Origin of the sequence: Tenacibaculum profundi, assembly GCF_052050075.1 — a bacterium.
Taxonomy (GTDB): Bacteria; Bacteroidota; Bacteroidia; order Flavobacteriales; family Flavobacteriaceae; genus Polaribacter.
This window is the reverse complement of record NZ_CP197225.1, coordinates 1966387-1982938: the sequence shown is the minus strand read 5'-3', so window position 1 is coordinate 1982938 and position 16552 is coordinate 1966387. Positions and strand designations below refer to the sequence as shown.

Annotated in this window: 15 protein-coding genes; 10 read left to right on the top strand and 5 right to left on the bottom strand. The window is 33.7% G+C overall.

The features are described from left to right. Positions 1-36: 36 nt before the first annotated feature. Both ACSIGE_RS08110 and metG read right to left on the bottom strand, forming a co-directional pair. Positions 37-939 carry a histone deacetylase family protein gene (locus tag ACSIGE_RS08110; protein ID WP_440879370.1) on the bottom strand — a complete coding sequence of 301 codons (903 nt, stop codon included), beginning with the start codon at positions 937-939 and terminating at the stop codon, positions 37-39. Further along, positions 933-2996, bottom strand: a complete 2064-nt coding sequence (gene metG / locus ACSIGE_RS08105) for a methionine--tRNA ligase (RefSeq protein ID WP_440879369.1) — start codon at positions 2994-2996, stop codon at positions 933-935. The genes ACSIGE_RS08110 and metG overlap by 7 nt, the downstream gene beginning before the upstream one ends. Before the next feature lie 145 nt (positions 2997-3141). Between metG and ACSIGE_RS08100 the strand changes: the two genes are divergently transcribed. Genes ACSIGE_RS08100 through ACSIGE_RS08090 form a run of 3 tightly spaced genes read left to right on the top strand, consistent with a single transcriptional unit; the run spans position 3142 to position 4938 of the window. Then, complete coding sequence (locus tag ACSIGE_RS08100) at positions 3142-3579, top strand: GNAT family N-acetyltransferase (protein ID WP_440879368.1); 438 nt, start codon at positions 3142-3144, stop codon at positions 3577-3579. Further along, a complete protein-coding gene (locus ACSIGE_RS08095; protein ID WP_440879367.1) occupies positions 3579-4565 on the top strand; it encodes a S66 peptidase family protein in 987 nt (328 codons plus the stop codon). Before ACSIGE_RS08100 ends, ACSIGE_RS08095 begins: the two co-directional genes overlap by 1 nt. Before the next feature lie 10 nt (positions 4566-4575). After that, a complete protein-coding gene (locus ACSIGE_RS08090) occupies positions 4576-4938 on the top strand; it encodes a YraN family protein (RefSeq protein WP_440879366.1) in 363 nt (120 codons plus the stop codon). A 44-nt stretch (positions 4939-4982) separates the two neighbouring features. Here ACSIGE_RS08090 and ACSIGE_RS08085 read toward each other — a convergent pair whose 3' ends face one another. Next, positions 4983-6350, bottom strand: a complete 1368-nt coding sequence (locus tag ACSIGE_RS08085; protein ID WP_440879365.1) for a TlpA family protein disulfide reductase — start codon at positions 6348-6350, stop codon at positions 4983-4985. Between the two features lie 189 nt (positions 6351-6539). Further along, positions 6540-6896 carry a hypothetical protein gene (locus ACSIGE_RS08080; protein WP_440879364.1) on the bottom strand — a complete coding sequence of 119 codons (357 nt, stop codon included), beginning with the start codon at positions 6894-6896 and terminating at the stop codon, positions 6540-6542. Positions 6897-6984: 88 nt separating this feature from the next. Here ACSIGE_RS08080 and ACSIGE_RS08075 point away from each other — a divergent pair, with 88 nt between their 5' ends. Then, complete coding sequence (locus ACSIGE_RS08075; protein WP_440879363.1) at positions 6985-7497, top strand: CvpA family protein; 513 nt, start codon at positions 6985-6987, stop codon at positions 7495-7497. A 24-nt stretch (positions 7498-7521) separates the two neighbouring features. Here the strand turns inward: ACSIGE_RS08075 and ACSIGE_RS08070 are convergent, their stop codons facing one another. Beyond that, complete coding sequence (locus ACSIGE_RS08070) at positions 7522-7872, bottom strand: SPOR domain-containing protein (RefSeq protein ID WP_440879362.1); 351 nt, start codon at positions 7870-7872, stop codon at positions 7522-7524. Positions 7873-8100: 228 nt separating this feature from the next. On the opposite strand from ACSIGE_RS08070, the gene ACSIGE_RS08065 reads away from it, so the two are divergent. From ACSIGE_RS08065 to ACSIGE_RS08040, 6 genes are read left to right on the top strand one after another with little or no spacing between them, the layout of a single operon-like run. Then, positions 8101-9396, top strand: a complete 1296-nt coding sequence (locus ACSIGE_RS08065; RefSeq protein WP_440879361.1) for a c-type cytochrome — start codon at positions 8101-8103, stop codon at positions 9394-9396. A gap of 31 nt (positions 9397-9427) precedes the next feature. After that, complete coding sequence (locus ACSIGE_RS08060) at positions 9428-12586, top strand: TAT-variant-translocated molybdopterin oxidoreductase (RefSeq protein ID WP_440879360.1); 3159 nt, start codon at positions 9428-9430, stop codon at positions 12584-12586. 26 nt (positions 12587-12612) lie between these two features. Next, the gene (nrfD, locus tag ACSIGE_RS08055; protein WP_440879359.1) at positions 12613-14013 is read left to right on the top strand and encodes an NrfD/PsrC family molybdoenzyme membrane anchor subunit; all 1401 of its coding nucleotides are present in this window, start codon (positions 12613-12615) and stop codon (positions 14011-14013) included. Further along, positions 14003-14530 carry a DUF3341 domain-containing protein gene (locus ACSIGE_RS08050; RefSeq protein ID WP_440879358.1) on the top strand — a complete coding sequence of 176 codons (528 nt, stop codon included), beginning with the start codon at positions 14003-14005 and terminating at the stop codon, positions 14528-14530. The genes nrfD and ACSIGE_RS08050 overlap by 11 nt, the downstream gene beginning before the upstream one ends. Positions 14531-14540: 10 nt before the next feature. Then, a complete protein-coding gene (locus ACSIGE_RS08045) occupies positions 14541-15086 on the top strand; it encodes a c-type cytochrome (RefSeq protein WP_440879357.1) in 546 nt (181 codons plus the stop codon). A 23-nt stretch (positions 15087-15109) separates the two neighbouring features. Next, positions 15110-16552, top strand: a complete 1443-nt coding sequence (locus ACSIGE_RS08040; RefSeq protein ID WP_440879356.1) for a quinol:cytochrome C oxidoreductase — start codon at positions 15110-15112, stop codon at positions 16550-16552.

Genomic DNA, 16552 nt, shown 5'->3' with positions numbered 1-16552 from the left:
GGTTTTTGGCTACTTGGTAAAAGAATTGAGGAAGATTTAAAAATAAATATCTTGTGCTGCTCTAAAAGTATTAGCATGTGCTTCAATAATAATTTTTAAGTCTTTAGAATAGCCACCCCCCATAGAGCAGACTACAGGTATTTTATTTTGATAACACGTTTGTAAAACAAATATGTCTCTTTCTTTACAGCCTTCTGGAGAGATGTCCAACTTACCTAACGAATCACTTTTTAAGATATCTACTCCAGATAAATAAAAAATAAAATCAGGTTTTTCATTTTTAATAAGTTGTGGAAGTACTTTTTTTAATAAAAAAATGTATTCATCATCAGAAGTGTTATTCTCTAGAGAAATATCTAAGTCTGATTTTTCTTTTTTGAAGGGGTAATTTGTTTTTCCATGCATGGAAAAGGTGAATACTGAGTTGTCATTACTGAAAATTTCGGCGGTACCATTACCTTGATGTACATCTAAATCAACAATTAGAACTTTGTTAGCTAATTTTTGTCTCTGTAAATACTTTGCGGCGACTGCTTGATCGTTCAATAAGCAGAAACCTTCACCTTTGTCAGAAAAAGCATGATGCGTTCCTCCTGCAATATTCATGGCTATCCCATTTTCCAAAGCATAATGAGTGGCTTTCATAGTACCATCTGCAATAATCATTTCTCGAGTTATAAGTTGCTCTGTAAGTGGAAAACCAATTTTGCGTTCTTCCTTTTTTGATAGTGTAATATTTAATAAATCAAAGAAATATTCAGGGGTATGAACGGTAAAAAAGTGCTTGTTATTTGGGATTTCTGGGGTAAAGAAATTTGCCTCAACACAAGTTCCTTCATGAAGTAATTGTTGAGGCAATAAATCATATTTCATCATCGGAAACCTGTGGTTGTCAGGTAACGGATGATTGTATATTTTATGATACGCTATTTTTAACACACTTGAGATCCGTTGATAACCTTTTCTTTTGGTTCCATAAATGCTAATTTTCCCTCAAGAGTGTCGGTCATTAAAATCATTCCTTGGCTTTCAACACCGCGTAACTTTCTTGGTGCTAAATTGCAAAGAACGGTAACTTGTTGTCCTACAATGTCTTCAGGTTTAAAACTTTCAGCAATACCTGATACGATGGTACGAGTATCGATACCTACATCAACGGTAAGTTTTAAAAGTTTTTTAGTTTTAGCCACCTTTTCGGCCTCAATAATAGTACCTACACGAATGTCCATTTTGGTAAAATCATCAAATTGAATAGTTTCTTTTTGAGGTTCTACTTCTTTGTTAGCCATTTCGTTTGCTTTTTTTGTTGTTTTTAGCTTATCTAGCTGAATTTGAATTGTTTTATCTTCAATTTTAGTAAATAATAGCTCCCCTTTATTTATTTGATGGCTTGGATCTAAAAGTACTTCCTTCTCAGAAATGTCAGTCCACTTGTTGTCAGCTTCAGGGGTATTTATATTTAAAATGTTTTTTAACTTCGACGAAGTAAATGGTAAAAATGGCTCACAAAGAACAGCTAAACCAGTAGCGATTTGCAGTGCTACATACATGATTGTTTTTACTCGTTCTTCATCTTCCTTAATAACTTTCCAAGGCTCTTCGTCCGCTAAATATTTATTGCCTAGTCTCGCCAAATTCATCATTTCCTGAGATGCTTCTCTGAAACGATAACGTTCAATAGATTTGGCAATTATATCAGGGAATTGTTTTAACTGCTCTAAAACATCTGTATCAGCTTCAGAAAAATTCCCAGCAGGTGGTACCTGTCCGTTATAGTATTTGTTAGTTAATACAACTACACGGTTAATAAAGTTACCAAATACAGCAACTAACTCATTATTATTCTTAGCTTGAAAATCTTTCCAAGTAAAATCGTTGTCTTTGTTTTCAGGGGCATTCGCCGTTAATGTATAACGTAATACATCTTGTTGCCCAGGGAACTCTTCTAAATATTCATGTAACCAAACAGCCCAATTTTTAGAAGTAGATAATTTATTTCCTTCTAAGTTTAAGAACTCATTGGCTGGTACATTTTCCGGTAAAATATAATTCCCATGTGCTTTTAACATTGCAGGGAAAATAATACAGTGGAATACTATGTTATCTTTACCAATAAAGTGTACTAATTTGGTATCATTTTTCTTCCAATAATCTTCCCAATTTTTACCTTCTCTTTCTGCCCATTCTTTCGTAGAAGAAATATATCCAATAGGAGCATCAAACCAAACATATAATACTTTTCCATCAGCCCCCTCAACAGGAACAGGAATTCCCCAATCTAAATCACGGGTTACGGCACGTGGGCGCAAACCGTCATCAATCCATGATTTTACTTGTCCAAGCACATTTGGTTTCCAGTCGTTTTTATGACCTTCTAAAATCCATTCTCTTAAAAAGTCTTCATGTTTATCTAAAGGTAAAAACCAGTGTTTTGTTTCTTTTAATGTTGGAACGTTTCCGGTAATGGCTGATCTCGGATTTATCAAGTCTGTAGCATTATGGCTAGTACCACACTTTTCACATTGATCTCCATAACTTTCTTCATTACCACATTTCGGGCAAGTACCAATAACAAATCTATCTGCTAAATATTGATTCGCTTCTTTATCGTATAATTGTTCGGTTACCTCTTCAATAAATTCTCCATCTCTATATAATTTCTGGAAAAAGTCTGACGCTGTTTTATGATGAACTTCAGCAGAAGTACGAGAGTAATTATCAAAAGAAATTCCGAAGTCAACAAAAGAATTTTTAATAATACTATGGTATTTATCGATAATATCTTGTGGTGAAACTCCTTCTTTTTTAGCGCGCATAGGAATTGCCACCCCATGTTCATCTGAGCCACATATATAAGCTACATCTTTACCAGTACCTCGTAAAAAACGTGCATAAATATCTGCTGGTACATAAACACCTGCTAAATGTCCAATATGAATGGGACCATTTGTATAAGGTAATGCTGCTGTTATTGTATATCTTTTTGGTTTGTTCATGAATGTTACGCTAAAAATTAAAGGGTAAAAATACAAAAAAGCTATTTTTTAGACTGCTCAAAATTAGATACATTTACTTGAAGCTAAGAATTTATAATTACTTCAATCTGATTAATAAAACGATGGATGTCGATTCTATATAATAATGAGCGATATTAGAGTAAGAAAAACCAAAGAGGATGAAGTAATATGGTTAAATTCATGTTACGAGAAAATAGGGTTTAAAAAATCTGAGTTTTCGAATGAATTTATTGTAGTTGCTGAATTTAATAATCAAAAATTTGGTTTAGGCCGCTTCTTTAAACTAGATGAAGAGAATTGTGAGCTAGACGGAATTTTTGTTGATGATCAATACAGAGGAATGGGAATAGTAATAGTTTCGTTTTTATGTGATGAGATTGATTGGACACATAAAAATATTTGGTGTTTACCTTTCGAAAACCTTGAAGGGCTTCATAATGAATTTGGATTTAACATACCGAAAGCTTTGCTTCTAAAGGAGATTTTTGATAAAAATGTATGGTGTAATAAAAATGCTGGTTACACAAAAAAAGTACTATTATTGTCTAAACATATGTCATAATGAGAAAGAAAATAATCACTTTATTCTTAATAGGTATAAATATCATGGTTTACAGTCAAGCGGAAGCTAAAAAATTAATTACACCTCCAACCTTACAGAAAGGAGATACGATTGCAATAGTGGCACCAGCAGGAATTCTTAAGAACAGAAAGCATGTAATTGATAAAGCGAAAAAGTTAGCTGAGAGTTGGGGGTTAAAAGTAGTATATGGAAAAAATATGTTTAATCAGAATCATCATTTCGCAGGAACCGATGAAGAACGATGTCAAGATTTTCAGGAAGCTTTGGATAATCCGAATATAAAAGCTGTTTGGAGTGCTAGAGGTGGTTATGGTTCTGTTCGAATTTTAGACTTATTGGATTTTTCAAAATTTAAAGAAAAACCAAAATGGATTATAGGTTATTCTGACATTACAGCTTTTCATAATCATATTCACAATCTAGGAGTGGAAACGTTGCATGCTATGATGGGAACAAGTATGCAAGACAAACCAGAAGAAATACTTCATACAATTACAACATTTAAAAAGGCGCTTTTCGGAGAAAAGTTGAGTTACAAGATACCGTCTTCGAAGTATAATAGAGAAGGAAATATATATGGTGAATTGGTTGGAGGTAATATAGCAATATTAGCTTCAATGCTTGGCTCAAACAGTCAAATCTCTACAAGAGAAAAGGTGTTGTTTATAGAAGAAATAGGGGAGTATAAGTATTCTATTGATAGGATGTTACAGAGTTTGAAAAGAGCAGGATATTTTACAAAAGTAAAAGCAGTGGTAGTAGGAGATATGACTAAGATTAAAAAGAATACAACATCTTGGGGATGCTCAATAGAGGAATTGATTTTACGAATTATCCCAAAAGAAATTCCTATTCTTTTTAATTTTCCCGCTGGGCATGAAAAGGATAATAGAGCATTGATAATGGGGAGATTAGTTAAGCTTCATATAAGAAAAAATAACACTTCTACATTATCATTTGAGTAAATGAGTAAAGATGGCAGACCATTATGAATTAGGCAAAAAAGGAGAAGAGCTTGCTTGTAATTTTTTAATAGAAAAAGGATTTCAAATACTTTTTAGAAATTATCGATTTCGAAAAGCTGAGATTGATATAATCGCTCAAGTAAATGATTTATTAGTTGTTGTTGAGGTGAAAACTAGGACGTCAGATTATTTTGGGAATCCTCAAGATTTTATTAATAAGAAGAAAATAAGTTTATTGGTTGGAGCAATTAATAATTGTGTTGAAAGTAATGATATTTCTCTAGAAATTCGCTTTGATGTTATTGCGATAATTTACCGCAATAATAACTATTCAATTGAGCATATTGAAGATGCTTTTTTATTTTTTCAATAATAAAAAAACCTGCAAAAGCAGGTTTTTATTATATATAATATTTTTTATAGGTTTTCAAAATATTTATGAACATCATCAATTGTATTTGGAATGGCAATAATCTTTTTATTTTGATCTAGTACAAAATAGGTAGGTGTTGCATCAATTTTATATTTCCTAACAACCTCATTGTCAAACTTATATTCAGGATGTGTTCCGATAGCATGGTGCCATCCCTCAAGTTTAGCTTTAAACTTTTTGAACTCCGTATCATTATCTTCAATAGCAAAACTAACTACCGAAGTACCGCTAAAATCTTTCATGAATTTATGTACTTCTGGTATTTCTCTTGTACAGTGTGGGCACGCTGTGCTCCAAAAAATTAATAAATAATTTCTACCATCACTTAATTCTGAAAGCTTGTATTCTTGCTCACCTTCTTTCCAAGTAAAGTCCGGAGCTTCTCTTCCAACAGAAACACTTAATTGATCTAATTTCTTTCTTTTAAATTTTTCATCGCTATTTGATAATCTGTCATAGAATTCAGTAAATAACCAATCTACAATTTCAGAATTTCTTTTGTCTGTAAAACTAGTAGCTAAAAACTCAATAACCTCTTTTTTTACTTTTTTATTAGAGATAAATCCAAGTGCTTTTTCAATAGATTCTTTGTGGAGTTCCTGTCTTGTTACTTGATCTTCAGAAGAATTAAGATAAAAGACAAAGTCGTTAACACGATCAATTAAAAAAGCAGAGTTGTAAAGTACTTCATCGTCAAAATCTATATATTTGAAGAAATTATCATTGGTAGCTTCAAGATAGTCTGGCATTTCGTCAATTATATTTGAAGAGTTAAAACGTTGCGAAGCTTTTATGAAGTTATGAGACAGCATTCCTTCAGACTTATTCTCGTATTTTTCTTGTATATCTTTTAAGTTTTTTAATTCTGTTTTGTACTTTTTCTTAGTATCCTTTGAAGGGTCTTTCAAATAATTCATTTGATGTTCAAATATTTTGTTTTGAACTTTTGCACAAGCTTCTTGATATTGAGAGTATAATTTGTTTTCACGTGAACTATTAAACACAATGGATTGCTCAGGATACTTAGGGTTAAAAATAAATTCAACATTTTCTTTGTTGAATATAAAGTCAATAAAACCCGAACCTTTTGTTCTATATGTTGCCCTGTAAACTCCCGGTTCTGCATTATTAGGTAATTCAAAAGAAAACTTTCCTAAGGCTTGTTTTTGAGCTCCCATAACAATAGTGTCAAACTTGATAGTTGCATTTGTAATGTATTTTGGTTTTACACCCTGCAACTTATGAAGCATTACCCAATCACTATCTTCAGGAGGAGTCATGGTTCCTTTTATTGAAAATTGTGCGTTAGCTATTGAATTAATTAGTAGAATTAAACTTAGTAATTTTTTCATCATATGAGTTTTGATAAATTATTATAAAGGGGTTAAAAATATTTCCTAATAAACACATTTCAAGAAGCATACCAAAAACTATAATTTATTAGGCTTGTTATTTAAAACAATAAAATTACTCAGTAAATATATAATAGTTTATCAAAATAACAATAGATTGCGTTTGATAATTGAAACAAAATCTTCTGTTTAATTGAAAAAGCCTAAATTTTGAAAATAACTTATGATAGCTTCTTTGATTAATACCGATTGCTCTCCGGGTTTTAAGTTTGGAAGTTCATTTATCGTTTTATAGTGTGGCCATCCATCTTGGTCAAAAAAATCAAATTCATAGTAGCCGTAAGGTTCTAGAAGCTTGCATATAGCTATATGCATTAAATTTATTTTTTCGTCTTTCTTAAAAGTTTGGCGTCCTTTTCCAAGTTCCTGTATTCCGATTAAATATATAATTGCATCTACATCTAATACGTCGCCATCTGCAAATTGAGAGGATAGTTTTTTAATAATTAGCTCCCATTTTTCCCTTAAGTCTACTTTTTTATTCATTTCTCCAAAATTACAAAGATACGAATGAGTTATTTATATTTGCTAATTAGGTATTGGATAAAATTTATCTTAAGATAATTTAATAAAAATGAACACATTTGATTTTATAGTTGCCGTATGCTTATTATATGGATTTGTTAAAGGGTTGTGGAGAGGGCTTTTTGTAGAAGTATCTTCTTTATTGGCTTTGTTATCGGGTGTATACGGAGGTATTCATTTTTCACATTTTTTGGGGGAGTGGTTGAAAAAAAATTTTCAATGGGATCAAAAATATATATCATTAGTTGCTTTTGCAGGAACCTTTATCGTGATTGTTATAGTAATTAATTTAATGGGAAAAATATTTACAAAAATAGCAGATTTTGCAGCTTTAGGTATTTTAAATAAAATTCTGGGGGGAGTATTCGGTTTTTTAAAGGTAAGTTTAATACTAAGTGTTGCTTTTATTTTTTTTGGAAAAATGAACAATTTTATTCCTTTTGTGAAACAAGAAAGTTTAGAAAAATCTATCTTGTATGAACCTGTAAAGAGTATAGCCTCAATTATTTTTCCATCTATAATAAATGTTGATCAAGAAAAAGAGCCTAATCAACAGACATAGAAAAGAAGTGTGTATAATCTTTTTTTACATGGGGATTACAATTGCCCCTGAAAATTTTTCTCTTATTTTGTTGAGAGCTCTATCGGCATCAAGTCGAGTTTTGTAATTCCCAACTTGAACTTTCCATTCTGGTGCTTTGTATTCAAGTTCTGTTGGGATTTCAGGAAACTCCTCTTTAAATCGTTTTCTAGTGTTTTTAGCAATGTTTTCGAGCCCATTATACAGCTGTATTAGGTATCCTTTTTTGTGTGTTTTATTGTATTCTCTTTTTTTTTCTATCATTTTTTGAATAGCAGGCTTATTATTATACATCTCTTGGGCACTTGCAACGATCGTACCTAAAGCCATAATTATTAAGAGGAATATTGCTTTCATGATTTTCATATGTTTACCAGATCTTTTTGCAAAAATAACGAGTTGTAAAGAAAAAGATTGTAGTTCTAATTTATTTAGAATTGATATAAATTAACAATTACAAATCTCCTAATATTTCACATTTTATAGATAAGTAGTACTTTTGTCCAACTTTCTGTATTCCTTGTTTTTTGTGTAGTTTGCAGAAAGAATTGTACCAAAATCGATACAAAACTTATATTTTATAGTATGAAAAGTGTGAATCATCACAGTAAATTAACTCGAACACTCTTACAAGGGTTAGCTTTCTTTTTAGTTTTTTTAGTTAGTTTTTCAGTTTACTCACAGGAAATTGATGTGGCTCGGCAAAAAGAAGGGAAAAAATTATTTAAGTCTCTTTGTGCTTCTTGCCATAAGTTGAATAAAAAGCTTGTAGGGCCTGCACTTGGTAAGGTTGAAGAAAGAAGAGAAAACGATTGGTTGAAAAAATGGATTCGTAATAATGCTGAGTTGAGAGCTTCTGGAGATAAAGAAGCAATCGCTATTTATGAGGAATATAACGGGTCGAATATGACTGCATTCCCTCAGTTGACAGATAAAAATATTGACGATATTCTTTACTATACGACTGTTGGTGATCCGAAACCCGTTGTGGCTTCAGAAAATCCAGAGGTTTCTGGAAAAGATGGTAGTGGAGGTGGTCCCAAATGGCTTATAAATATATTGGCTGCAGCAATTGTTGTTGCGTTCCTGATAATAGGAAGTCTTTTGAAAACGATCAGTGAGTTGAAAGGAGCCCCTAAAACACCAGGTTTACTTGGTCAGGCAGCTGAATTGTGGGTTGGGATAAAGAAAAACACATTTCTTCATGTAATGTTTGTAATTTTTGGTGCTTTAATGACTGCTTATGTTTTGTTTGGAACCTTGTTTAAAATTGGAGTAGAAACGGGTTATATGCCTGTTCAGCCTATTGCCTTTTCACATAAAATTCACGCAGGAGAAAATAAAATAGATTGTCAGTACTGTCATTCAGCTGCAAAGCACAGTAAGCATTCAGGGATTCCATCAGGGAATATTTGTATGAACTGTCATAAAAACATTGCAGAGGTGGCAGAAGGGACTAAAGTCGCTTACAACGACATAACACTCGGAAAGAGAGAGTTGGATAAAGAGATCGCTAAAGTATATGATGCTGTAGGATGGGATTCAGAGAAGTTGGAATATACAGGAAAAACAAAACCCATTAAATGGGTGAGAATACATAATTTGCCTGATTTTGCGTATTTCAATCACTCACAGCATGTCACTGTCGCGGGAGTTAAGTGTCAAAAATGTCATGGACCAGTTGAAGAAATGGATGAGATGTATCAGTATTCACCACTAACAATGGGATGGTGTATTGATTGTCATAAGGAGACAAAAGTAGACTTAAAGGGTAATGAATACTATGCTAAAATCCATAAGGATTTAGCAGAGAAGTATGGAGTAGAGCAAGTGACTATTGCTCAGTTAGGTGGAAAAGAGTGTGGTAAGTGCCACTATTAATCAATTAGAAAGCAGAAAAACACGTATATAAATGGCTTCAAACAAAAAATACTGGCAAAGTGTTGAGGAACTAAATGATAGTTCTATTGTTGAAACGCTACGTAATAAAGAGTTCGTTCAAGAAATACCTACTGATGAGTTTTTATCGGATAAAGAAACATTAGAAACTTCATCAACTTCACGTAGAGATTTCTTAAAATATGTCGGATTTACAACCGCGGCTGCATCGTTAGCAGCTTGCGAAGGTCCGGTTAGAAAATCAATTCCTTATGTAGTACAACCTAATGATGTAGTAGTTGGAATAGCAGACTGGTATGCAACTACCATGGCAGACGGATTTGATTTTGCAAACGTTTTAGTTAAAACTAGAGAAGGTAGACCAATTTTGGTTATGCCAAATAAAGAGGCAGGTGCTGATATTAATGCAAGAACTGTCGCCTCTGTATTATCATTATATGACGAAAAGTTACGTTTAAAAGAACCAAAGAAAGGTGAAGCAAATATCACCTGGAATGATTTAGATAAAGAAATTGTAGAAAAACTTACAAAGTTAAGGGATGCCAACGAGCATGTTGTTTTATTAACAGGTACTTTGGCAAGTCCTTCAACAGAAAAAGTAATCGCTGATTTTATTTCAGCTTATCCAAATGTTAAGCACGTAGTTTATGATGCAATTTCTGAGGATGGAGCATTAGAAGCATTTGAAGCGGTTTACGGTAAAAGAGCGTTGCCTAATTATGATTTTTCAAAAGCAGATGTAATTGCTTCTGTAGGAGCTGATTTCCTGGGAGATTGGCATGGAGGTTTTGAAAAGAGTTATTTAGATGGAAGAAGAGTGAACACAGGTAAAATGTCTTATCATGTTCAATTCGAAAGTAACCTTTCATTAACTGGTGCAAATGCTGATAAACGAGTGGTAATAAAACCATCTGATCAGGTGTTTGCATTAATTAATCTATACAACGAAGTAACTGGAGAGAACTTGCCTTCGAAAGCTACTCCAGCTGATACTGAGGTGAAGAAGTTAGCTGTTGCATTAAAGAAAGCAAAATCGAAAGGTGTTGTTGTTACAGGTTTAAATGATAAGAACGCTCAAATTGTTGCTTTAGCTATTAACAAGGCTTTAAATAGTGAGGTTCTTGATGTTCAAAACCCGTTATATACAAGACAGGGTAATGACGCTCAAGTTGCCCAATTAGTAGCTGATATGAGTGCTGGTAAGGTTTCAGGTTTAATTACTTACAATGTAAACCCTGCCTACTCCCACGTAAATGCTGCTGGCTTTGTTGAAGGAGTTAAGAAGTTGAAATTATCAGTAGCTTTATCTACTCAAAATGATGATACTTCTGCTTTAGCTCAATATAGTTTACCTACGCCACACTACTTAGAGTCTTGGGGTGATGTTCAGTTAACTAAAGGAAATTATGGGTTAGTTCAGCCTACAATCCAACCATTATTTAATACACGTCAAGTTCAAGATGTTTTACTAAATTGGTCAGGTAGCAAAGTAAACTATTACGATTCATTAAAAGAATTTTGGTCAACCAATATATTAAACGGTAGATCATGGAATCAAGCATTGCATGATGGGTATTTCAATGTGAATGAGTTAGATGCTGAGGAAACAGAAAACTTTGAGACTTCGGTTGATATAGCTGTCGTTGTATCTAATTTACTAAAAGCAACGAAGCCTTCTCAATACGAATTAAACTTATTTAGTTCTACCGCATTAGGCGATGGTAAACAAGCGAACAACCCTTGGCTTCAAGAATTACCTGATCCTATTACAAGAGCTTCTTGGGATAATTACTTAACTGTTTCTTTAGCTGATGCAAAAGAACTTGGTTTTGAAAACCCTGTTAAAGATAATGGAGCCATTGACGGAAACTATGCGAATGTTACTGTAAATGGGGTAACAATTAATAATATTCCAGTTATTTTACAGCCAGGTCAAGCAAAAGGTTCATTTGGGCTTGCTCTAGGGTATGGTAGAAAACACGGGATGAAAGATGAGATGCAGGTAGGTGTAAATGCTTATCCTTTCTATAAAGATGGAAATAATGTACAGTATAATGTAACAATCGAAAAGGCAGCAGGGTGGCATAAGTTTGCTTGCATGCAAGTTCAAAGTACATTAGCTGGACGTCATGATATTTTAAGAGAAGCTTCATTAAAAGAAGTAAATGACAAGAATTTAGATCCAAAACATACATGGAATAAACCTTTCATGGTGTCTTATGATCATCAGGAAGTTGAAGGGAGTACGATTGATTTGTGGGATGATCATGATAGAGAATTAGGGCATCATTTTAAGTTGTCTATTGACCTTACATCATGTACAGGTTGTGGGGCATGTGTTGTAGCTTGTCACGCTGAAAACAACGTTCCTGTTGTGGGTAAAGATGAATTAAGAGTCGGTAGAGATATGGCTTGGTTACGTATTGACCGTTATTATTCTTCAACCGTTCAAGATAAACAATATGATAAGGAGCAAGCTGAAATGACTCTCGAAGAGTTTAAAGTTCAAAATCCTAATGTTGCAAATCAAGAAGTTGAAAGGCTCTATACTGAAAAAGTATTAAAGCTAAGCAAAGGAGACTTATTTGACGCATTGGAAAATCCAGCTGAGAATCCTCAGGTATCTTTCCAGCCAATGATGTGTCAGCATTGTAATCATGCACCATGTGAAACGGTGTGTCCTGTTGCTGCAACTTCTCACGGTCGTCAAGGTCAAAACCAAATGGCATATAACCGTTGTGTGGGTACTCGTTATTGTGCAAATAACTGCCCTTACAGAGTACGTCGCTTCAATTGGTTCAATTATGCAAACAACGATGAGTTTGATTTCAATATGAACAATGAGTATGGAAAGATGGTGTTAAATCCAGATGTTGTAGTTCGCTCAAGAGGTGTTATGGAAAAATGTTCTTTCTGTATTCAATCAACTCAAGCGGTAATTTTAAAAGCTAAAAAAGAAGGTAGAACTGTAAGAAAAGATGAGTTTAATGATGCTTGTGCTTGTTCTGCAGCATGTTCCTCTGGTGCCATGGTATTTGGAGATGTAAATAATCCAGAGGATCCAGTAACACCGTTAGTTGAAGATAAGAGAGCTTTCCATGTATTAGACTATATTGGAACAAAACCGAATGTAGTGTATCAAGTGAAAGTAAGAAATACAAACGAAGCTTAATAATAAAATAAACAATTATATAGATTATGTCGTCTCATTACGAATCATCTTATAGAGAACCTCTTGTCTTAGGTAATAAGAGTTACCATGACATTACTGAGGATATTGCTAGGCCTATTGAAGGTAAGGCAAACAAGAATTGGTATATCGCATTCTATATTTCCCTGGCAGGTATGTTATGGGGATTTGGATGTATCTTTTACACCGTTGGAACAGGAATAGGTGTTTGGGGATTAAGTAAAAACATCGGTTGGGCTTGGGATATTACCAACTTTGTATGGTGGGTAGGTATCGGTCACGCTGGTACTCTAATTTCTGCCGTATTATTGCTATTCCGTCAAAAATGGAGAATGGCAATTAACCGTTCAGCGGAGGCCATGACAATTTTCGCAGTATTTCAGGCAGGTTTATTCCCAATTATTCATATGGGACGTCCTTGGAATGGTTACTGGGTATTACCAATTCCTAACCAATTCGGTTCGTTATGGGTAAATTTTAACTCGCCTTTATTATGGGATGTATTTGCGATCTCTACGTATTTATCTGTTTCACTAGTATTCTGGTGGACAGGTTTATTACCTGATTTCGCAACCATTCGTGATAGAGCTGTAAAGCCTTTCCAAAAGAAAATTTACGCATTATTATCATTCGGATGGTCAGGTAGGGCCAAAGATTGGCAACGTTTTGAAGAGGTATCGTTGGTGTTAGCAGGTTTAGCAACTCCTTTAGTACTTTCAGTACATACGATCGTATCTTTTGATTTCGCAACATCCGTTAATCCAGGATGGCACTCTACTATCTTTCCGCCTTATTTTGTTGCAGGTGCAATTTTTTCAGGATTTGCAATGGTTCAAACCCTTTTAGGGGTTATGCGTAAGGTAACTAATTTAGAGGCATATATAACACGTCTTCATGTTGAATATATGAATATTGTAATTATATTAACAGGAGGAATAGTTGCTGTTGCATATGCTACCGAGTTTTTCATTGCTTGGTATACAGGTTCACCGTACGAAAATTATACCTATTTGTCTTTCGGAGCAGAGGCGGGTGCATACGGATGGGCGTTTTGGTCGTTAATGATTTTTAATATCATTATACCGCAAATTCTATGGATTAAGAAGCTTAGAAGAAGTTTTATCGTTTCATTCTTGGTTTCAATTGCAATTAATATTGGAATGTGGTTCGAAAGATTTGATATTATTGCAATTGTATTAAGTAAAGGACAGTTACCATCTACGTGGTGGCGTTTCGAGCCTACTTTCGTTGACGTAGGTATCTTTATAGGAACAATTGGTTTCTTTGGTGTTTTATTCTTGTTATACGCAAGAACTTTTCCCGTAATTCCTACGGCAGAAGTAAAAACAATTTTGAAATCATCTGGAGAGAATTTTAAAAAAATAAGAGAGAAGAACAATGAGCACTAGTAAAGTAATTCACGCATTATATAATGATGATGATATCTTAATGGATGCTGTTAAGAAGGTGAAAGCAGCGCATCATCATATTGAAGAGGTCTTTACACCTTTTCCAGTTCACGGTTTAGATAAAGCAATGGGGTTAGCTCCAACTCGGTTAGCAATAACAGCTTTTCTATACGGAATTACAGGTACCAGTGTTGCCATATGGCTTACCTGGTATACCATGATTGCTGATTGGCCACAAGATATTGGCGGAAAACCAAGTTTTTCATGGATAGAAAATATGCCTGCATTTGTACCTATATTATTTGAATTAACAGTGTTCTTTGCGGCACATCTCATGGTTATAACTTTTTATATGAGAAGTAAATTATGGCCTTTTAAAGATGCTGAAAATCCAGATCCAAGGACAACTGATGATCATTTTTTAATGGAAATTGCAGTAAATAATAACGAAGATGAGTTAACATCGCTATTAGCTTCTACTGGAGCCGTTGAGATTAACGTAGTTGAAAAGCATTAATAAGTAAAGTATGAATAGTTTAAAAATATTTTTGACTTTGTTAGTTGTTACAAGTATCATATCTTGTAACGATAAAAGAAAATCACAGGTACAATATATGCCTGATATGTATGTTTCTGTAGCTTATGATGCCAATGGAGTTACCTCTGCGGGAGGAGTTCCAGTAAACAGAAAGCCTGTAGCCGGAACAGTTAGCAGAAGTGGTATCGTAGCCTATGATATCGCAGATACTAACGAGGGGTATGAAAAAGCGAAAGCTGAATTAAAAAACCCTTTTGTAACTAATGAGAAGAATTTAGCTAAAGGAAAAGAGCTTTATAATATCTATTGCGTTGCATGTCATGGAAAAAAAGGTGATGGAAATGGAATTTTATCACAGAGAGATAAGTTTAACGGGATTCCTAATTATAAAGATAGAGACTTAAATGCAGGTAATATATATCATGTTATTATGTATGGTAAGAATTTGATGGGGTCACATGCTTCACAACTAAGATACAAAGAACGTTGGCAAGTTGTTCAGTATGTAGAGAAATTAAGAAGCGAATTAAAATAATTCTATTTTAGATATTTAAAGATATGTATCAGTTTACAGGAAAATTAAAAATATTTGCACTTGCTTTAATGGTAGTTGGGTTATTAGGTACTGTTTATAATTTTATATCGGCTCCTAGTACCTTAGAAGAAGCTAAAGAAATAATAGCAAAGCAAGAAGGTGCACATCATGGTGGCCATGATGAAGCCAATGTTCATCATGAAAATACCAACCATCATTCAACAAAAGTTCACGCTGAATCACATCATGACAGCAAAGAAGATAAGCACGCATCTTCTGACTCCTCTGCTCATCATAATGATCACTCAGATCATCATGTAGCGCATGCTTTTCATCAAATGCAGAATAGACCATGGTCTGCATTCTATGTTGCTATGTTATTTTCGCTTGGGATCAGTTTATTAGTCTTAGCATTTTATGCCGCCCAAAGAATTGCACATGCGGGTTGGTCAGTTGTTTTATTTAGAGTTTTTGAGGCGATAACCAACAATATCCATTACGTAAGTATATTCATGATAATTTTTATTGGATTGACGGTAATGCATAAAAACCATTTATTTCCATGGATGGCCGAGGGCGTTTTTGACACTCAAAGTCCAAATTATGATCCAATTGTTGATAAAAAACATTGGTGGATGAATGTTCCTGGGTGGGCTATCAGAAGTTTTCTTTACTTAGCAGGTTGGAACATTTTTAGGCTAATTATTAGAAAAAAATCTATAGAACAAGATAACGGAAGTTTAAAGCTTCATAAGAATCTTTACAATATTAGCGTAGGGTTTGTAGTTTTCTTCATGATCTCGGAATCTATGATGTCATGGGACTGGATTATGGGAATCGATCCTCACTGGTTTTCTACATTGTTCGGATGGTATGTATTAGCTACATTGCTTGTTTCTGCTTTAACAGTTATTTCTATGGTTACTATTTATTTAAGATCTAAAGGAGTTTTACCTTTTGTAAATGAGAGTCATATACATGATATAGCTAAGTTTATGTTTGGTTTTTCTGTATTTTGGACCTATTTATGGTTTGCTCAATTTATGCTTATCTGGTATGCAGATATGCCAGAAGAAACAACTTATTTTGCTCAACGATTTAATGAATACAAGTTACCCTTTTTAGGGATGGTGGTCTTAAACTTTGCTTTTCCTGTTTTATTATTAATCAATAGTGATTTTAAGAGTATACCTTGGCTTGTAATTTTAGGTGGTGTTGCTATATTAATCGGTCACTATGTAGATTTATTCGTGATGATCATGCCTGGTACTGTTGGTGCTCAGTGGGGATTTGGTATAGGAGAGATTAGTGCTATTTTGTTCTTTATAGGCTTATTTATTTACGCAACATTTAGTGCTTTTTCTAAGGCTGAAGTTTTAGCAAAAGGGAATCCTTTTTTACATGAAAGTGAAACGCACCATTATTACATTATAGAACACAAGGGTGAAGATAGTAATCATCATTAA

Excerpts from the sequence above, each read along its gene's own strand:
- metG (WP_440879369.1), bottom strand. The coding sequence starts at position 2,996 with ATGAACAAACCAAAAAGATATACAATAACAGCAGCATTACCTTATACA.
- ACSIGE_RS08100 (WP_440879368.1), top strand. The coding sequence starts at position 3,142 with ATGAGCGATATTAGAGTAAGAAAAACCAAAGAGGATGAAGTAATATGG.
- ACSIGE_RS08095 (WP_440879367.1), top strand. The coding sequence starts at position 3,579 with ATGAGAAAGAAAATAATCACTTTATTCTTAATAGGTATAAATATCATG.
- ACSIGE_RS08090 (WP_440879366.1), top strand. The coding sequence starts at position 4,576 with ATGGCAGACCATTATGAATTAGGCAAAAAAGGAGAAGAGCTTGCTTGT.
- ACSIGE_RS08085 (WP_440879365.1), bottom strand. The coding sequence starts at position 6,350 with ATGAAAAAATTACTAAGTTTAATTCTACTAATTAATTCAATAGCTAAC.
- ACSIGE_RS08080 (WP_440879364.1), bottom strand. The coding sequence starts at position 6,896 with ATGAATAAAAAAGTAGACTTAAGGGAAAAATGGGAGCTAATTATTAAA.
- ACSIGE_RS08075 (WP_440879363.1), top strand. The coding sequence starts at position 6,985 with ATGAACACATTTGATTTTATAGTTGCCGTATGCTTATTATATGGATTT.
- ACSIGE_RS08070 (WP_440879362.1), bottom strand. The coding sequence starts at position 7,872 with ATGAAAGCAATATTCCTCTTAATAATTATGGCTTTAGGTACGATCGTT.
- ACSIGE_RS08065 (WP_440879361.1), top strand. The coding sequence starts at position 8,101 with ATGAAAAGTGTGAATCATCACAGTAAATTAACTCGAACACTCTTACAA.
- ACSIGE_RS08060 (WP_440879360.1), top strand. The coding sequence starts at position 9,428 with ATGGCTTCAAACAAAAAATACTGGCAAAGTGTTGAGGAACTAAATGAT.
- nrfD (WP_440879359.1), top strand. The coding sequence starts at position 12,613 with ATGTCGTCTCATTACGAATCATCTTATAGAGAACCTCTTGTCTTAGGT.
- ACSIGE_RS08050 (WP_440879358.1), top strand. The coding sequence starts at position 14,003 with ATGAGCACTAGTAAAGTAATTCACGCATTATATAATGATGATGATATC.
- ACSIGE_RS08045 (WP_440879357.1), top strand. The coding sequence starts at position 14,541 with ATGAATAGTTTAAAAATATTTTTGACTTTGTTAGTTGTTACAAGTATC.
- ACSIGE_RS08040 (WP_440879356.1), top strand. The coding sequence starts at position 15,110 with ATGTATCAGTTTACAGGAAAATTAAAAATATTTGCACTTGCTTTAATG.